The sequence below is a fragment of the Phycicoccus sp. genome (genome assembly GCF_035325325.1).
Taxonomy (GTDB): Bacteria; Actinomycetota; Actinomycetes; order Actinomycetales; family Dermatophilaceae; genus Phycicoccus.
Genome location: NZ_DAOLAC010000006.1, coordinates 85,489 through 99,877 on the forward strand (window position 1 = coordinate 85,489; position 14,389 = coordinate 99,877).

The 14,389-nt window shown below is 75.2% G+C and carries 11 protein-coding genes; 4 read left to right on the forward strand and 7 right to left on the reverse strand.

Translation table 11 applies throughout. The features are described from left to right. The first annotated feature begins 16 nt into the window (after positions 1 to 16). Positions 17 to 448, forward strand: coding sequence for a methylmalonyl-CoA epimerase (gene mce / locus PKA89_RS06390; RefSeq protein ID WP_324417720.1), 432 nt, complete (start codon positions 17 to 19; stop codon positions 446 to 448). Here the strand turns inward: mce and PKA89_RS06395 are convergent. From PKA89_RS06395 to PKA89_RS06405, 3 genes are read right to left on the reverse strand one after another with little or no spacing between them, the layout of a single operon-like run. After that, entirely contained in the window at positions 445 to 2,214 is a 1,770-nt protein-coding gene (locus PKA89_RS06395) for a glycosyltransferase family 39 protein (RefSeq protein WP_324417722.1), read from the reverse strand. The genes mce and PKA89_RS06395 overlap by 4 nt on opposite strands. Beyond that, positions 2,133 to 4,181 (reverse strand): hypothetical protein, encoded by a 2,049-nt coding sequence (locus PKA89_RS06400; RefSeq protein ID WP_324417724.1) that lies wholly within the window; start codon positions 4,179 to 4,181, stop codon positions 2,133 to 2,135. The genes PKA89_RS06395 and PKA89_RS06400 overlap by 82 nt, the downstream gene beginning before the upstream one ends. After that, on the reverse strand, positions 4,178 to 5,485 hold the full coding sequence (locus tag PKA89_RS06405) for a hypothetical protein (RefSeq protein ID WP_324417726.1): 1,308 nt from the start codon (positions 5,483 to 5,485) through the stop codon (positions 4,178 to 4,180). Before PKA89_RS06405 ends, PKA89_RS06400 begins: the two co-directional genes overlap by 4 nt. Positions 5,486 to 5,638: 153 nt before the next feature. On the opposite strand from PKA89_RS06405, the gene ccrA reads away from it, so the two are divergent. Together ccrA and PKA89_RS06415 are read left to right on the forward strand one after the other, a co-directional pair. Beyond that, complete coding sequence (ccrA, locus tag PKA89_RS06410; RefSeq protein ID WP_324417728.1) at positions 5,639 to 6,979, forward strand: crotonyl-CoA carboxylase/reductase; 1,341 nt, start codon at positions 5,639 to 5,641, stop codon at positions 6,977 to 6,979. Positions 6,980 to 7,046: 67 nt separating this feature from the next. After that, positions 7,047 to 8,261, forward strand: coding sequence for an AI-2E family transporter (locus tag PKA89_RS06415; protein ID WP_324417731.1), 1,215 nt, complete (start codon positions 7,047 to 7,049; stop codon positions 8,259 to 8,261). Between the two features lie 14 nt (positions 8,262 to 8,275). Here the strand turns inward: PKA89_RS06415 and PKA89_RS06420 are convergent, their stop codons facing one another. After that, complete coding sequence (locus PKA89_RS06420) at positions 8,276 to 8,554, reverse strand: hypothetical protein (RefSeq protein ID WP_324417733.1); 279 nt, start codon at positions 8,552 to 8,554, stop codon at positions 8,276 to 8,278. Positions 8,555 to 8,570: 16 nt separating this feature from the next. Beyond that, entirely contained in the window at positions 8,571 to 11,036 is a 2,466-nt protein-coding gene (locus PKA89_RS06425) for an FAD-dependent oxidoreductase (RefSeq protein ID WP_324417735.1), read from the reverse strand. Between the two features lie 522 nt (positions 11,037 to 11,558). On the opposite strand from PKA89_RS06425, the gene PKA89_RS06430 reads away from it, so the two are divergent. Then, the gene (locus PKA89_RS06430; RefSeq protein WP_324417737.1) at positions 11,559 to 12,167 is read left to right on the forward strand and encodes a hypothetical protein; all 609 of its coding nucleotides are present in this window, start codon (positions 11,559 to 11,561) and stop codon (positions 12,165 to 12,167) included. A 79-nt stretch (positions 12,168 to 12,246) separates the two neighbouring features. Here PKA89_RS06430 and PKA89_RS06435 read toward each other — a convergent pair whose 3' ends face one another. Continuing rightward, on the reverse strand, positions 12,247 to 14,025 hold the full coding sequence (locus PKA89_RS06435; protein WP_324417739.1) for a 3-hydroxybutyryl-CoA dehydrogenase: 1,779 nt from the start codon (positions 14,023 to 14,025) through the stop codon (positions 12,247 to 12,249). 66 nt (positions 14,026 to 14,091) lie between these two features. Beyond that, positions 14,092 to 14,389, reverse strand: a 298-nt coding sequence (locus PKA89_RS06440) for a hypothetical protein (RefSeq protein ID WP_324417741.1), incomplete at its 5' end; no start/stop codon positions are given.

Sequence of the window (14,389 nt, forward strand, 5' to 3'; positions counted from 1 at the left end):
GACCTACGCTGGCGGCATGACCGCCTCCGACCTCTTCACCGCCATCGACCACGTCGGTGTCGCCGTGCGCGACCTCGACGAGGCCGTCGCCTTCTACGAGCGCACCTACGGGATGCGCAAGCTCCACGAGGAGCGCAACGAGGAGCAGGGCGTCCGCGAGGCGATGATGGGCGTCGGCGACTCCGGCTCGTGCATCCAGCTGCTCGCGCCGCTGTCGGAGGAGTCGACGATCGCGAAGTTCCTCGAGCGCAGCGGCCCGGGCATCCAGCAGCTCGCCTACCGCGTCGAGGACCTCGACGCCGTCTGCGCCACCCTCCGGGAGCGCGGGATGCGGCTGCTCTACGAGACGCCGAGGCGCGGGACGAGCGACAGCCGGGTCAACTTCGTCCACCCGAAGGACGCCGGCGGCATCCTCGTCGAGCTCGTCGAGCCGGCCGCCACGCCCTAGCGGCGTGCGACGCAGCCGGGGTCGCCGAGGTCGAGGACGGTGACCCCCGCGACGCGCTCCGGGCAGGCCCTGGCCCGGGCCCAGTCGACGACCGTGGCCACCGGGCGTCCGGCGAGCCCCGCCGGCGTGCCGGCCGGGTCGGTGCGGTAGCGCCCCTCGAGCACGAGGTAGCGCAGCCGGCCCTGCTCGACGAACCGGGCGAGCTGCGCGGTCGACGGTGCCGCCGCGGCCCCGGTGAAGCCGCCGATCGGGAGCACCGGCAGGCCGCTCGCGAGCTGCAGCTGGGCCGCGGGGGTCGCCTCCGGGACGGCCGCCGCCCAGGTCGCGTCGCCGCGGCCGGCCCGGAGGAACGCGACGAGTGCGGCGGGCGGCACCGACGAGACGCCGTGCTGCGACCAGCCGGCCCCCGGGGCGGCACCGTTGACGACGACGTGCAGCGTCGCCCAGTCGGTCGCCGCCGGTCCCACGAGGACCGCCACGAGCGCGGCCACCCCGCCCACGACCGCGCCGCGGCGGGTGCGGCCGGCCAGCCCGACGGCGGCGAGGACCGCCGCCGCCACGGCGACGCCGGCGAGCCCGGCGAGCGACCGGCCGGTCGCCCCGAGCGCGAGGGCGCCGGTGGTGCCCGCGACGAGCACGAGGAGGATCGGCCGCCAGCTCGCCCACCCGCGCCCGACCCGGGCGGCGGCGAGGCCGAGGAGGGCGGCGGCCGGTGCGGCGAGGTAGCTCGTGTAGTACGGGTGCATGGCCCCGCCCATCGCACTGAAGAGGACGGCGGCGACGACGAGCCAGCCGCCGAACAGCCGGACCGCGGCCCGCCACGCCGGCGAGCCGGGCCCGGACCCCCCGACGGCGCCGGACCGGGCGGCGCGGTCGAGCAGGAGCAGTGCGGCGGCGACGAGCGCGGCCGGGAGGTACCACGCGCTCTGGTCGGCGAACGGCGGCAGGAGCAGGCGCCACGGCCCGGGGTGGCCGGAGATCGCACCGCCGCCGTCCCCGGAGAGCCGGGAGACCCCGTTCGACCCGAGCACGAGGTGGAGCAGGCTGCCCGAGGAGGAGTCGGCGTAGGGGCGGCGGTCGGGACCGAGCACCGCGAGGACGCCGACCCACCACGTCCCGGAGACGACGGCCGCGGTGGCGGTGACGAGGACCGCCCGGGTGCGCCGGCCGGCGGTCGGGCCGCAGAGCGCCCAGGCCACCGCCGGCACGACGACGAGCCCGGCGAGCCACTTGGTGAGGAACGCCGCCCCGAGCGCCGCGCCGAGGAGGACCAACCAGCGCTTCCGCGGGTCCGCGGCCGCGCGGACGACCGCGTACGCGACGACGACCGAGGCGAGGAGGAGCATCGTGTCGGGGTCGTCGAACCGGGCCAGCGCGAAGGTGACCGGACCGGCCGCGAGCAGGAGGGCGGCGACGACGGCCGCCCTCCCCCGGCCGGCCCACCAGACCGTCGCCCCGAGCACGACGACGGCGGCCACCGTCTCGAGCAGCTGCGGCAGCAGGACGGCGAGCGGGTGCGCGCCGAGGAGGCGCACGGCGAGCATCATCGGCCACAGCCCGAGCGGGGGCTTGTCCGTGCTGACGACCGACGAGGGCTCGAGGCTGGCGAAGAAGCCGGCGGCCGGGTGGGCTGCCCCGGTGACCGCGATCCCGGCGTAGTACAGGTTCCCCCAGCCGTTCGCCGTCAGCCGCCAGCCGGCGACGAACCCTCCGACGAGGGCGACCCCGGCGACCCCGAGGGCCGCCCGCCGGGCGCTGCGCTCCATCCCGTGGACTCCTTCCGCACGTCGGTGCCCGCGACCGCGAGCAGGGGCAGCAGCGGCAGGAGCACGAAGTCCGGGACCACGAGCCCGGAGTCGTTGACCGCGAAGCCGACCACGCCGAGAACGAGCGCAGCCCGCAGCAGGGTTCCCCCGGGGGCATGCGGTCTCCACCCGGTCCGGTGGGCGACCACGAGGACGAGGACGGCCCCCGCGGCGATGGCCAGCAGCGGCGGGGAGCCGAGGTTGCTGAGGTTCTGGGCGAGCTTGCGTCCCACCACCTCGTCGGCGCCGCCGTCGAGGACGGTCTGGACGAACTCGCCGAGGTGGGTGCGCGACTGCTCCGGGCGCAGCCAGTCGAGGACGGCCAGGGCGCTCGTCAGCAGGACGACGCCGGCCCCGGCGAGGAGCACGCGCCCCACGGTGAGCCGGACACCGGCCGCCACGGCGAGGACGAGCAGCCCGCCGAGGACGAGCCCGGGCGGCCCGCCGAAGTCCGCGCCGAGCGACGGGTGGCCCTCGAGCCCGACCGCGACGACGAGGACGAGCGCGCCGAGACCCACCGCCCGCCAGCGGCCCGGCCGCGGAGCGAGGGCGACGACGGTGACGGCGGTGAGGACGGCCAGCCCGTAGAGGGCGTAGCTCGTGTTGCCGAAGCCGTAGAAGCGACCCCCGACCGTCGGGTTCTGCCCGAAGACCGATGCCAGCTGGAGGCGGGATCCGGTGAGGACGTCGCCGCCGAGGACGAGCAGGGTGACGACCGCGAGCACCCCCGCGGCGCCCAGCGGCCACCGCCGCCCGGCGGCGAGCGAGAGCGCGGTGAGCGCCGCCGCGACGAGCACGAGGACGGCGACGAACGTCGCTGCAGGCGGCCCGACCGACCACCACGGGACGAGGTTGGCGACGAAGGTCGAGACCGGCACGGCGGCCAGGGCCACGCCGGCGACGCCGAGCCACGGAGGCGGGTCGCCGGCCTCCCTCCGGCGCCACCCGAGTGCGGCGACGAGGACGCACCAGGCGGCGAACAGCGTCGCCAGCCACCCGGTGACCTGCGGGCTCACCGCGCGCATCGTCGCCGCCCGGTCCTCGAACCCGACCCGCTCGGCCACGCGTTCGGCGGCCGGGGCGCTCGAGGCGTCGACCGTCACCGGGCGCCCGGCGAGCTCGGTCGGGTCCGCCCCGAAGTGCTGCAGCAGGGTGGCGGTGAGGTCCTGCAGCTGGACCAGCCCGGGCTGCCGCGTCGACGGCGAGGTGAGGGTGCCGCGGGCGACGTCGGGTCCCGCGAGGAGGACCGCCCGGGGGCGGATGGTCGAGTCGCCGTCGGCGAGGCCGGCGACGAGGAGCGTCCGCGGCGACCCGGCGGACGCCACCCGGGCGACGAGCCGGTCGAGGGCGCGCAGGGCGGCCGGTCGCCCCGCTCCCTCGGGCAGCGACGGCACGCCGGTCAGCGTGAGCGGGCACGCGCCCACGGAGACGCGGCCCTGCTCGTCGGCGGCGGCGATCGCGGCGGCCGCCCCGACGGCGGAGACGCACGTCCCGGTGGCCGCCAGCCGTTGCCCGAGCGTCCCCGGGACGGCACCGTACGACGCCGCCCGGGCGGCCGCGACGTACTCGTCCCAGTCGGCGACCCGGCTCTGCGCCACGCCGGCCGGGGTCCGGCACGGGCCCGGGACGTCGGCGGCCCGTCGCCCGGCGGAGAGGGTGAGCCAGCCGTCGACCTCGCAGGTGCGCGAGCGGACCGAGCGCACGGTGAGCGAGCCGACCGCGCTCTCGCCGGCGAGCCGCCAGAGCACCGGGGTGGTGCGGGGGTCGAGGTCGGACCACACGAGCCCAGGGGCCCCGACGACCACGACCTCCGGCTCGTCCGCCCCGGCGCCGGGCCGCCCGGCGGCCGACGCGGGCGCACCGACGCCGGCGAGCACCGCGAGGGTGAGCAGGACGACGCCGAGCCGGCGGGCGAGGGCGCGGCTCATCCGCGGGCCAGCTCGTGCCGGGCGATGACGACGAGGGCGGCCGTCCACGCCAGGGGCGCGACCGCGGCGGGGCGGCCGTCGTGGAGCACCTTCTCGGGGAAGGCCCCCGCCGTCGTGCGGTGCCGTCCGAGCCAGTCGAGGAGAGGGTGGGCCTTCCCCCGGTGGCCGGTGCTCGCCCACGCCGAGGCGAAGAGGGCCGTCTCCGGGGTCCAGCTGATGCCGTCCTGCTTCCAGGCGGCGCCCGGGGCCAGACCGCCGGCGGGGCGGGCCATCGCGGTCTGCGCGCGGTCGATGGCCTGGAGGACGGCCATCTCCGGGGTCGCGGCCCCGATCGGCGCGACGAGGAAGGTGACCGCCGCGTCCGGGAGCCCTCCGACGTGCCGCGGGTACCCCTCGCGCCCGAACGCGTCGTGGAGGGGCGACGCGAGCCGGTGCGCCGCGTCCTCCGCCCGGTCGGCGAGCGCGAGCTCCCCGACGAGCGGGAGCACCCGTGCGGCGCACCGGAGCCCGGCGAGCACGACGGCCGCCGTGCCGAGGGTCAGCTGGTCCTCGACGAGCTCCCAGTAGTCCGAGGACGGCGGGGGGAGCCCGGTGGCCGGGTCGCGCACCGTGAGGAGCAGGTTCGTGCTGCGGACGAGCAGGCCGCGCAGCGGTGCGACGAGCTCGGCGGCCCGCTCCGGCGCGTGGGTCGCCAGCTCGTCGGTGGCCCACAGCACCCAGCCGCAGCCGTCGAGCTGCGGGGGGCGGTCGTCCGGGCGGTGACCGGTGGTCGGCTCGTACCGGGCCTCGAACCAGCCGTCGTCGCGCTGCACCTCCTGGAGCCAGCCGAGCTGGGTCGCGGCCTCCGCGGGCCGGCCGAGCCGGGCGAGCGCCGAGGCCACGAACGCGACGTCCCGGGGCCACGCGTAGCGCCACCGCGGCGACCACCCGGCCACCGAGACCGGCAGCCCGTCGGTGAGGGCCCGCAGGTCGAGCAGCGCCGAGTGCAGGAGGTCGTCGGAACCGGCGGCACCGGGCGCGGCCCACCGGGCACAGCCCTCGAGCCAGGCCCGCTCGTCCTCGACGAGCCGCGCGGTCCCCGGGCGTGCCGCGAGGACCCGGGTGCCGGGGACGAGGAGGTCGGCCCGCCCCGCCGGGACCAGCTCTCGCTCACCGGTGGCGGCGAAGGCGACGGTCTCGCTGTAGAGGGGCACCTCGGCCCGGCGCGCGCGGTCGAGGGCCACCCCACCGACCGCGCCCCCGGCGAGGACCCGTCCCCCGCCGCCGAGCACGAGCGCTCGGCGGGTCAGCGGGGCGGGAGGCACACCGGCACCGTATCCAACGCGTCGCCGGCCCGTCCCGGCCCGCCGTGAGCAGGGTCACGGGTGACTGCCGTCTCAGGCGGTACCGGCGGGTAGGGGCGTTCAGTAGGTTCACCGGGCAGGTGTCCCCGAGCCCCGCCGAAGGAGCACGACCCCATGGAGCAGATCCGCGAGGCCATCCTCTCCGGTGACCGCAGCCCCGAGACCTACGCCGGCCTGGCCGTCCCCGAGTCCTACCGGGGCGCCACCGTCCACAAGGACGAGGTCGGGATGTTCGAGGGCCTGACGACGAAGGAGAAGGACCCCCGCCGGTCCCTCCACATCGACGAGGTCCCCGTCCCCGAGCTCGCACCGGGCGAGGCGCTCGTCGCCGTGATGGCCAGCGCCATCAACTACAACACCGTGTGGACCTCGATCTTCGAGCCGGTCTCGACCTTCGGCTTCCTCGAGCGGTACGGGCGCACCTCCGAGTTCGCCAAGCGCCACGACCTGCCGTACCACGTCGTCGGCTCCGACCTCGCCGGCGTGGTCCTGCGCACCGGTCCCGGCGTCACGAAGTGGAAGGCCGGCACCGAGGTGGTCGCGCACTGCCTCTCGGTCGAGCTCGAGGACGCCGAGGGCCACGACGACACGATGATGGACCCGCAGCAGCGGATCTGGGGCTTCGAGACCAACTTCGGCGGCCTCGCCGAGCTCGCGGTCGTCAAGGCCAACCAGCTGATGCCGAAGCCCGCGCACCTGTCGTGGGAGGAGGCTGCCTCGCCCGGCCTCGTCAACAGCACCGCGTACCGCCAGCTGGTCTCCAAGCACGGCGCCCAGATGAAGCTTGGCGACCGGGTGCTCGTCTGGGGGGCGAGCGGTGGGCTGGGCTCGTACGCCACCCAGATGGCGCTGGCCGGCGGCGCCACCCCCATCTGCGTCGTCTCCTCGCCCGAGAAGGCCGAGATCTGCCGGGCGATGGGGGCCGAGCTGATCATCGACCGCTCCGCCGAGGGCTACCGGTTCTGGAACGAGGAGGGCACCGCCCAGGACCCGAAGGAGTGGCAGCGCCTCGGCAAGCGGATCCGCGAGCTGACCGGTGGGCACGACGTCGACATCGTCTTCGAGCACCCGGGCCGCGAGACCTTCGGCGCGAGCGTCTACGTGGCGCGCAAGGGCGGCACGATCGTCACGTGCGCGTCGACGTCGGGGTACCTGCACGAGTACGACAACCGCTACCTCTGGATGAACCTCAAGCGCATCGTCAGCTCGCACTTCGCGAACTACCGCGAGGCGTGGGAGGCCAACGACCTGGTCGACCGCGGCATCGTGCACCCGACCCTGTCCAAGACCTACCGGCTCGAGGACGTCGGGCAGGCGGCGCTCGACGTCCACCGCAACGCCCACCAGGGCAAGGTCGGCGTCCTGACGCTCTCCCCGGAGGAGGGCCTCGGGGTCAGCGACCCGGAGAAGCGGGCCCGCTTCGAGGCCGAGATCAACCGGTTCCGCGACGCCTGAGCGGCACGCCGCCGACCCGCCTCCTGCGGCCCTCCCCCGCCACTAGGGTGAGGGCCGGAGGTGTCTGGTGCGGCTGACGACGGTGTGGGGCCCGGTGTCCCGGTGGGGCGAGTACCGGCGCCGCCAGCGACTCACGCTCGAGCGCAGCGGGCACATCGCCCCCGCCGCCGACGGCGGGGACGCCGGCCCGCCGACGCTCGACGCCGACACCGCCGCCCTGCTCCGGTTCGGCGCCGTGGGCCAGCCGCTCAACCGGCACTCACCCTTCTACATCGGTTTCTTCGGGGCGACCGGAGCCCTCCTGGCCGTCGGGTTGTGGACCACGCTGGGCCGGCTCGCGACGACGTTGAGCATCCTCCTCGTCGCCTTCTTCCTCGCGCTGGCCCTCGAGCCCGTCGTCAAGGCGCTCGCCCGGCACGTCCCGCGCGGCCTCGCCGTGGCCACCGTCTTCCTCGGCCTGCTCGTCGTCTTCGTCCTCATCGGCTTCGTCGTCGTCCCGCCGGTGGCCAGCCAGGGCACGGCCCTCGCCGAACAGGCACCGCAGTACGTGCAGAACCTCCTCGACGCCCGCTGGGTCCGCGAGCTCGACCGGAACTACGACGTCGTCGACAAGATCCGGGCCGAGGTGACCGCCAAGCTCACCGACCAGTCCTTCGTCGGCGGGGTGCTCGGCGGCATCCTGGGCGCGGGCAAGGCGGTGATCAGCGGGGTGTTCCAGGTCCTCACCGTCCTCGTGCTCACCCTCTACCTCCTGGCCTCGCTCCCCCGGGTCAAGCTCGCCGCCTACGCACTCGTGCCGTCCTCGCGGCGCGCCCGCGTCGCCTCGCTGTCGGAGGAGATCATGCGGCGGGTCGGGTCGTACGCGATCGGCCAGGTCGTCATCGCCACCTTCAACGCCGCGATGTCGTGGGTCATGATGTCGCTCGTCGGCATCCCCTACGCCGCCGTGCTCGCCGTCGCCGTCGGCCTGCTCGGCCTCGTGCCGATGGTCGGCGCCTCGCTCGGGGCGGGCGTCGTGTGCCTCGTCGCGTTCTTCGACGAGCCGCGCAAGGCGCTCATCGCCCTCGTGTACTACGTCGTCTACCAGCAGATCGAGAACTACGCGATCGCTCCGCGCATCATGCGCCAGACCGTCTCGGTCCCGGGCACCGTCACCGTCATCGCCGCCCTCGCCGGCGGGGCGCTGCTCGGGGTCCTCGGCGCGCTCCTCGCCATCCCGGTCGCGGCCGGGCTGCTCCTCATCTACGAGGAGGTCCTCGTCCCCCGCCAGCGGGCGGCCTGAGGCAAGGTCACCCTTCAGGGGCGGGCGGCGGCCCGGGCCGCCCAGCACCGGGTGTGCCAGTGCCGGCGCTCCTCGACGCCACCGATCCCGCTGGCCGGCCAGGCGACGACGTGCGCGGTGCCGGCCGGGATGCCCTGGTGGCAGCCGGGACAGCGGTACTCGCGAGTCGACGTCGCGCCGGTCAGCCGGCGCACGTGCCAGGGCCGCCCGCGCCAGGTCTCGGTCGCGACCTCGGTCGAGCCCGCGAGCGGGCGTGCGTCGAGGTCGCGGCGGCGGCGGTTGGCACGGGGCACGTCCCCAGTGTCCCGGTCAGCCGCGCACCCGGGCGGAGGTGGGGTCGTACGGCGGTCGCAGCGAGACTCTCGCCGGGTACCGCGTGCCGGCGACCTCGACCTCCCACGCGCCGGTGCGCAGCCAGTCGGGGGTCACGCCGTCCGGGTGCGCGACGCCGGCCAGACCGACCGCCGCCCCGACCGTCCAGCCGTAGGACCCGGCCCGCACGTCGCCGACCGGCTCACCGTCGCGGAGCAGGACCTCCCCGTGGAACAGCAGCGGCTGCGGGTCCTCGACGACGAGCGAGACGATGCGGTGCCGCGGCGGCCTGCCCTCCTTGGCGCCGACGACGGCGTCGCGGCCGACGAACCCGCCGGGCTTGTCGAGGGCGACGGCGAAGGCGAGGCCGGCGCCCCACACGTCGTCGGTGTTGTCGAGGTCGTGGCCGTAGTCGCGGTAGCCCTTCTCGAGCCGCAGGCTGCCGAGGGCTGCGAGACCGGCCGGCCGCAGCCCGTGCGCCCCCCCGTGCTCGAGGAGGAGGTCCCAGACGCCGGTCGCCGCGCCGGACGGCACGTAGAGCTCCCACCCGAGCTCGCCGACGTAGGTGATGCGCACCGCGAGCACCTCGACCCCACCGATGGTGACCCGCTGCGCCGCCCGGAAGGGGAAGGAGGGATCGGTCCAGTCGTGTTCCGGCGCAACGGAACCGAGCACAGCTCGGGAGGCCGGTCCCTGGAGGCTGAGCATCGCGACGTCGTGCGTGACATCGGTGACGGTGACCTCGGCGTCGCCGAGCGCGCGCCGCAGCAGGCCGAGGACCTGCTCGTGCTGGGTGTCCGAGGCGACGACGAGGAGGTCGTCCGCCGCGAGCCGGGTGACGGTGAGGTCGGCGAGCACCCCGCCGTCCTCGGCGAGCCACTGCGTGTAGGTGATCCGGCCGTCCTGCGAGAGGTCGCCGGCCGAGAGCCGGTCGAGGACCGCGAGCGCGTCCGGCCCGCGCACGGCGAACCGGGCCATGAACGACATGTCGAACAGGCCGGCGGCCTCGCGGACCGCGCGGTGCTCGGCGGACCAGTGCTCGAACCACGGCGCGCGTCCCCACGTCGGGGTCGCGGCGGGGGTCTCGCCGGGGCTGGCGTACCACGCCGCGGCGTCCCAGCCCGAGACGTCGCGCAGGTACCCGCCCGCAGCCACGACCCGCTCGTGGAGTGCCGACCGGAGCACGCCGCGGGAGGTGGTCAGCTGCACCCCCGGGGTGTGCGCCGCGTACACCGTCCCGAGCACCTCCGCGGTGCGCGCCCGCCGGTGCTCCGGCAGCAGCTGGTGCTCGCGGAACCGGGCGACGTCGATGCCGGTGACGTCGACGTCCGGCCGGCCGGACACCACCCAGTGCGCGAGGATGCGGCCCAGGCCGCCGGCCGACAGGATGCCGACCGAGTTCAGGCCGGCGCAGACGAAGTACCCGTGGATGCCCGGAGCCTCGCCGACGCCCGGCGACAGGTCGGGCATGAACGACTCGGGGCCGCAGAAGAAGGTGCGGATGCCCGCGGTCTCGACGACCGGGACGCGAGCCATCGCCCTCTCGAGGAACGGGGCGACCCGGTCGGTGTCGGGCGGCAGCGTGCCGAAGGAGAAGTCGCGCGGGATGCCCTCGACCTTCCAGGCGGCGGCCTCCGGCTCGAAGAGCCCGACCATCATCCCGCCGCCCTCCTCGCGGTAGTACCCGTAGGAGGCCGGGTCCTCGAAGACCGGTGCGTCCGGGCTCATCCCGTCGATCGGCTCGGTGACGAGGTAGTAGTGCTCGGCCGCCTGGTTCGGCACGACGACGCCGTTCTGCGCGGCGAGCTCGCGGGCCCACATCCCGGCGGCGTTGACGACGACGTCGCACTCGATCGTCCCGCGGTCGGTGACGACCCCGGTGACCTCCTCGACCGCGCCGCGCGGCCGGGTCGCCACCTGCTCGACGCGCACGCCCTCGACGACCCGCACGCCGAGGGCCCGCGCGCCCCTGGCCAGCGCCATCGTCAGGTCGACGGGGTTGACCCGGCCGTCGTCCGGGACGTGGAAGCCGCCGACGAGGTCGTCGGTGCGCGCCAGGGGGAAGAGGTCGGCCATCTCGGCCGGCGAGACCTCCTCGACCTCGAGCCCGAGCCGCCGCTGGAAGGTCGCGACCCTCCGGTACTCCTCGAGGCGGTCCCGGTCGGCGGCGGCCTCGACCAGCCCGACCGGCTTGAAGCCCGTCGACTGCCCCGTCTCGGCCTCGAGCCGGCCGTAGAGGTCGCGGGAGTACAGGCGCAGCCGGGTGCTCGTCTCGCTGAACGACCCGAAGCAGGTCATCAGTCCGGCGGCGTGCCACGTCGTGCCGGACGTCAGCCGGTCGCGCTCGAGGAGCACGACGTCGGTCTCGCCGGCGTGCGCGAGGTGGTAGGCGACCGAGGTGCCGATCACCCCGCCCCCGATGACGACGACACGGGCTCGGGACGGCAACGCTGCGGGACTCACGCAGCGAGCCTAGGCCGTCGCCGCACCGACCCCGGCCTCCCACCCTCCCGCTCCCGCCTCGAGGGGAGGCAACACGCAGGCCGCGCTCGCGGTCCCTCGGCGTGTTCCCTCCTCTCGCCGTGGGCCTGTGGACGACGCAACGGCCGACCCCGCTGCTGCGGCCATTCTCGGGACCATGCCGTCCCGCCACCTGCCGCCACTGCCGGGTGGGCCGCTCTCGCTCGGGGCGGCCCGCGACCTCGGTCTCGCGGACCACGACTGGCCGGACCGGCGCCTGCTCCGGATCACCCAGCGGGTCCGAGCCCTCCACGAGCCCGCCGACCTCCGCGAGCGGGCGCGGGCCTTCGCGCTGGCCCCCCGCCCGACTGCGTGTTCTCCCACGCGACCGCTGCCCGACTCTGGGGCCTGCCCCTACCGGGCTGGCTCGAGCAGGACGACCGCCTCGACGTCATGCGCCCCTCGGGCCGGGGCCGCGTCGAACGACATGGATGTCGGCCCCATCGCGGCCTCGAGCGGCGCACCGTGCACCAGCTCGACGGCGTCGCGGTCACCTCGCTGGCCGACACGTGGGTCGATCTCGGCGACCTTCGACCACGCGCTCTCGGCCGTGACGACCTCGTGGTGGCGGGCGACGCGGTCGTCACCCGGTGGGCGCCGCCGGGGGTCGACCGGTCCCCCGACGACGTGACGGCTGCCGTTGCTCCGTTGGCTGGCGCGCTCGCCGCCCGGGGCTCCCCGCGCGGAACACGACCTCTCACCCAGGCCCTCGACCTCATCCGGCCGGGAGTCCGCTCGGCGATGGAGACGCGCAGCCGGCTGCTCTTCGTCGCAGCCGACTTCCCCGAACCCGCACCGTGCGCACCCCTCCACGCCCGCGGCGGCGGCTGGCTCGCCGAGGGCGACCTCGTCTGGCGGGCGCAGCGAGTCGTCGGCGAGTACCAGGGCGAGGTGCACGGCGGCCGCGCCGCCCGCAGCGCCGACGCGTACCGCGCCGGGCTGCTCGGGGACGAGGGCTGGACGGTCGTGGAGATCTACGCCGAGGACCACACGGACCCACCGCGGCGGCGGGTCCTGCTGCGGCGCGTCGCCGCCGCCCTCGGGCTCGACCCCCGGACGCTCTCGATCACCTGACCACGCCCTCGGGGGGAGGCAACACGGAGGCGAATGACACTCTGGCTCTGCGTGTTGCCTGCCGTGGGCGGAGGGCGGCTCAGGCGTAGGTACGGAAGCCGCGCCCGGTCTTGCGGCCCAGGTACCCGGCCGTCACGAGGTGCTCGAGCAGCGGCGCCGGCGCGTAGCCCCGCTCGCGGAACTCGAGGTAGAGCTCGCGCTCGATGGCGAGCGACACGTCGAGCCCGACGACGTCGAGCAGCTCGAACGGCCCCATCGGCAGGCCACAGCCGGTCTTCATCGCGGTGTCGATGTCGTCGGCGCTCGCGTAGTTCGCCTCGAGCATCTTCACCGCGTCGTTGAGGTACGGGAAGAGCAGGGCGTTGACGATGAAGCCGCTGCGGTCGCCGCACGTGACGGCCACCTTGCCGGTCCTCGCGCAGAGGTCCTGGACGGTGGCGACGACGTCGGGCGCCGTCGAGATCGTGTGCACCACCTCGACGAGCTTCATCACCTGGGCGGGGTTGAAGAAGTGCATGCCGACGACGTCCTGCGGCCGCGAGGTGACCTTGGCGCAGTCGATGATCGGCAGCGACGAGGTCGTCGTCGCGAGGATGGCTCCCGGCCGGCAGATGCGGTCGAGGTCGCGGAAGAGGTCCTGCTTGACCTCGAGGTCCTCGGCGACCGCCTCGACGACGAGGTCGACGTCGGCGAGCGCCTCGCGGCCCGTGGCCCCGGCGACCCGGCCGAGCAGCGCATCGGCGGCCGACTGCTCCATCCGGCCCTTCTCGACCGCGCGGGCGCAGCTGCGGCCCAGCGCCGTCAGCACCGCCGCGACCTTCTCGTCGCTGCGGGCGACGAAGGTCACGGGGTGGCCGGCCCTCGCGAACACCTCGATGATGCCCGTCGCCATCGTCCCGCTGCCGACGACGCCGACGCTGGCGACGTCACGCAGGGCCACCCCGGTCGGCAGGGTGCCGGACGGCGTCCACGCGTCGGGGACGACCTCGGGTGAGCCCGGCTCGGCGTACGTGTAGAAGCCGCGGCCCGACTTCCGGCCCAGGAGACCGGCGCTGACCATCTGCTTGATGATCGGGCTCGGCGCGTGGAGGCGGTCGCGGCCCTGCTTGTACATCGTGTCGAGGATCTCGTAGGCGGTGTCGAGGCCGATGAGGTCGAGCAGCTGCAGCGGGCCCATCGGGTAGCCGCAGCCGAAGCGCATGGCGGCGTCGAGGTCCTCGCGGGTCGCGTACTTCGACTCGTACATCGAGACCGCGTGGTTGAGGTAGCCGAAGAGGAGCGCGTTGGCGATGAAGCCGGCCTTGTCGCCGACGACGACCGGCTTCTTGCCGAGCCGCTCGGCGAGCGCCTTGACGTCCTCGAAGACGTCGTCGGCGGTGATGACGGTGCGGATGACCTCGACGAACTGCAGGACCGGCGCCGGGTTGAAGAAGTGCATCCCGACGACCCGCTTGGGGTCGCGGGTCGCGACGGCGATCTCGGTGACCGGCAGCGACGAGGTGTTCGTCGCGAGCACGGCCTCAGGGGCGACGATCTCGTCGAGCCGCGCGAAGATCTGCTTCTTGAGGTCGAGGTGCTCGGGCACCGCCTCGACGACCAGCTGGCAGCCGGCGAGGTCGGCGAGGTCGGTCGTGAAGCGGACCCGCGCGTGCAGCGCGTCGTGCTCCGCCTGCGTCATCTTCTCGCGCCGCAGCGCCCGCCCGGTACTGCCGGCGAGGACCTCCTTGCCGTGGGCCACGCCGGACTCGTCGGCGTCCACCGCCACGACGTCGATGCCGTTGCGGGCGAACACCTCCACGATGCCCGCGCCCATGGTCCCGAGGCCGATCACACCCACGCTGGTGAACTCTCGCGTCATGGCCGCGATCCTTCCAGAGCCCCTCCGGGGCCACGAGGCCGCCGGGGCGTGACGCTGCTTACCCCGTCACCAGTCGACGCCGGAGGCGACCAGCTCGGTCTCGAGCCCGAGCCGGTCGCGAGGGTCGAGCGGCAGCAGACCGATGGGGGTCGGCACCTCGGCGTGCCCGCACAGCTGGACGAGCACGTGGTCGTAGGCCGCGAGGGCGGCGGCCAGCCGCGCCGCCCGGTGCGGCTGGACGCTCACCTCGATGCGTTGCACCTCGGCGGCGAGCCGGCGCAGCTCGAGGACGAGCAGGACCGGCGGCACCGGCTCGGGACGACGGCGCCGGACCACGCCGACCCGCTCGAGGCCGTCGACGACG

Excerpts from the sequence above, each read along its gene's own strand:
- ccrA (WP_324417728.1), top strand. The coding sequence starts at position 5,639 with ATGGAGCAGATCCGCGAGGCCATCCTCTCCGGTGACCGCAGCCCCGAG.
- PKA89_RS06395 (WP_324417722.1), bottom strand. The coding sequence starts at position 2,214 with ATGGAGCGCAGCGCCCGGCGGGCGGCCCTCGGGGTCGCCGGGGTCGCC.
- PKA89_RS06435 (WP_324417739.1), bottom strand. The coding sequence starts at position 14,025 with ATGACGCGAGAGTTCACCAGCGTGGGTGTGATCGGCCTCGGGACCATG.
- PKA89_RS06400 (WP_324417724.1), bottom strand. The coding sequence starts at position 4,181 with ATGAGCCGCGCCCTCGCCCGCCGGCTCGGCGTCGTCCTGCTCACCCTC.
- mce (WP_324417720.1), top strand. The coding sequence starts at position 17 with ATGACCGCCTCCGACCTCTTCACCGCCATCGACCACGTCGGTGTCGCC.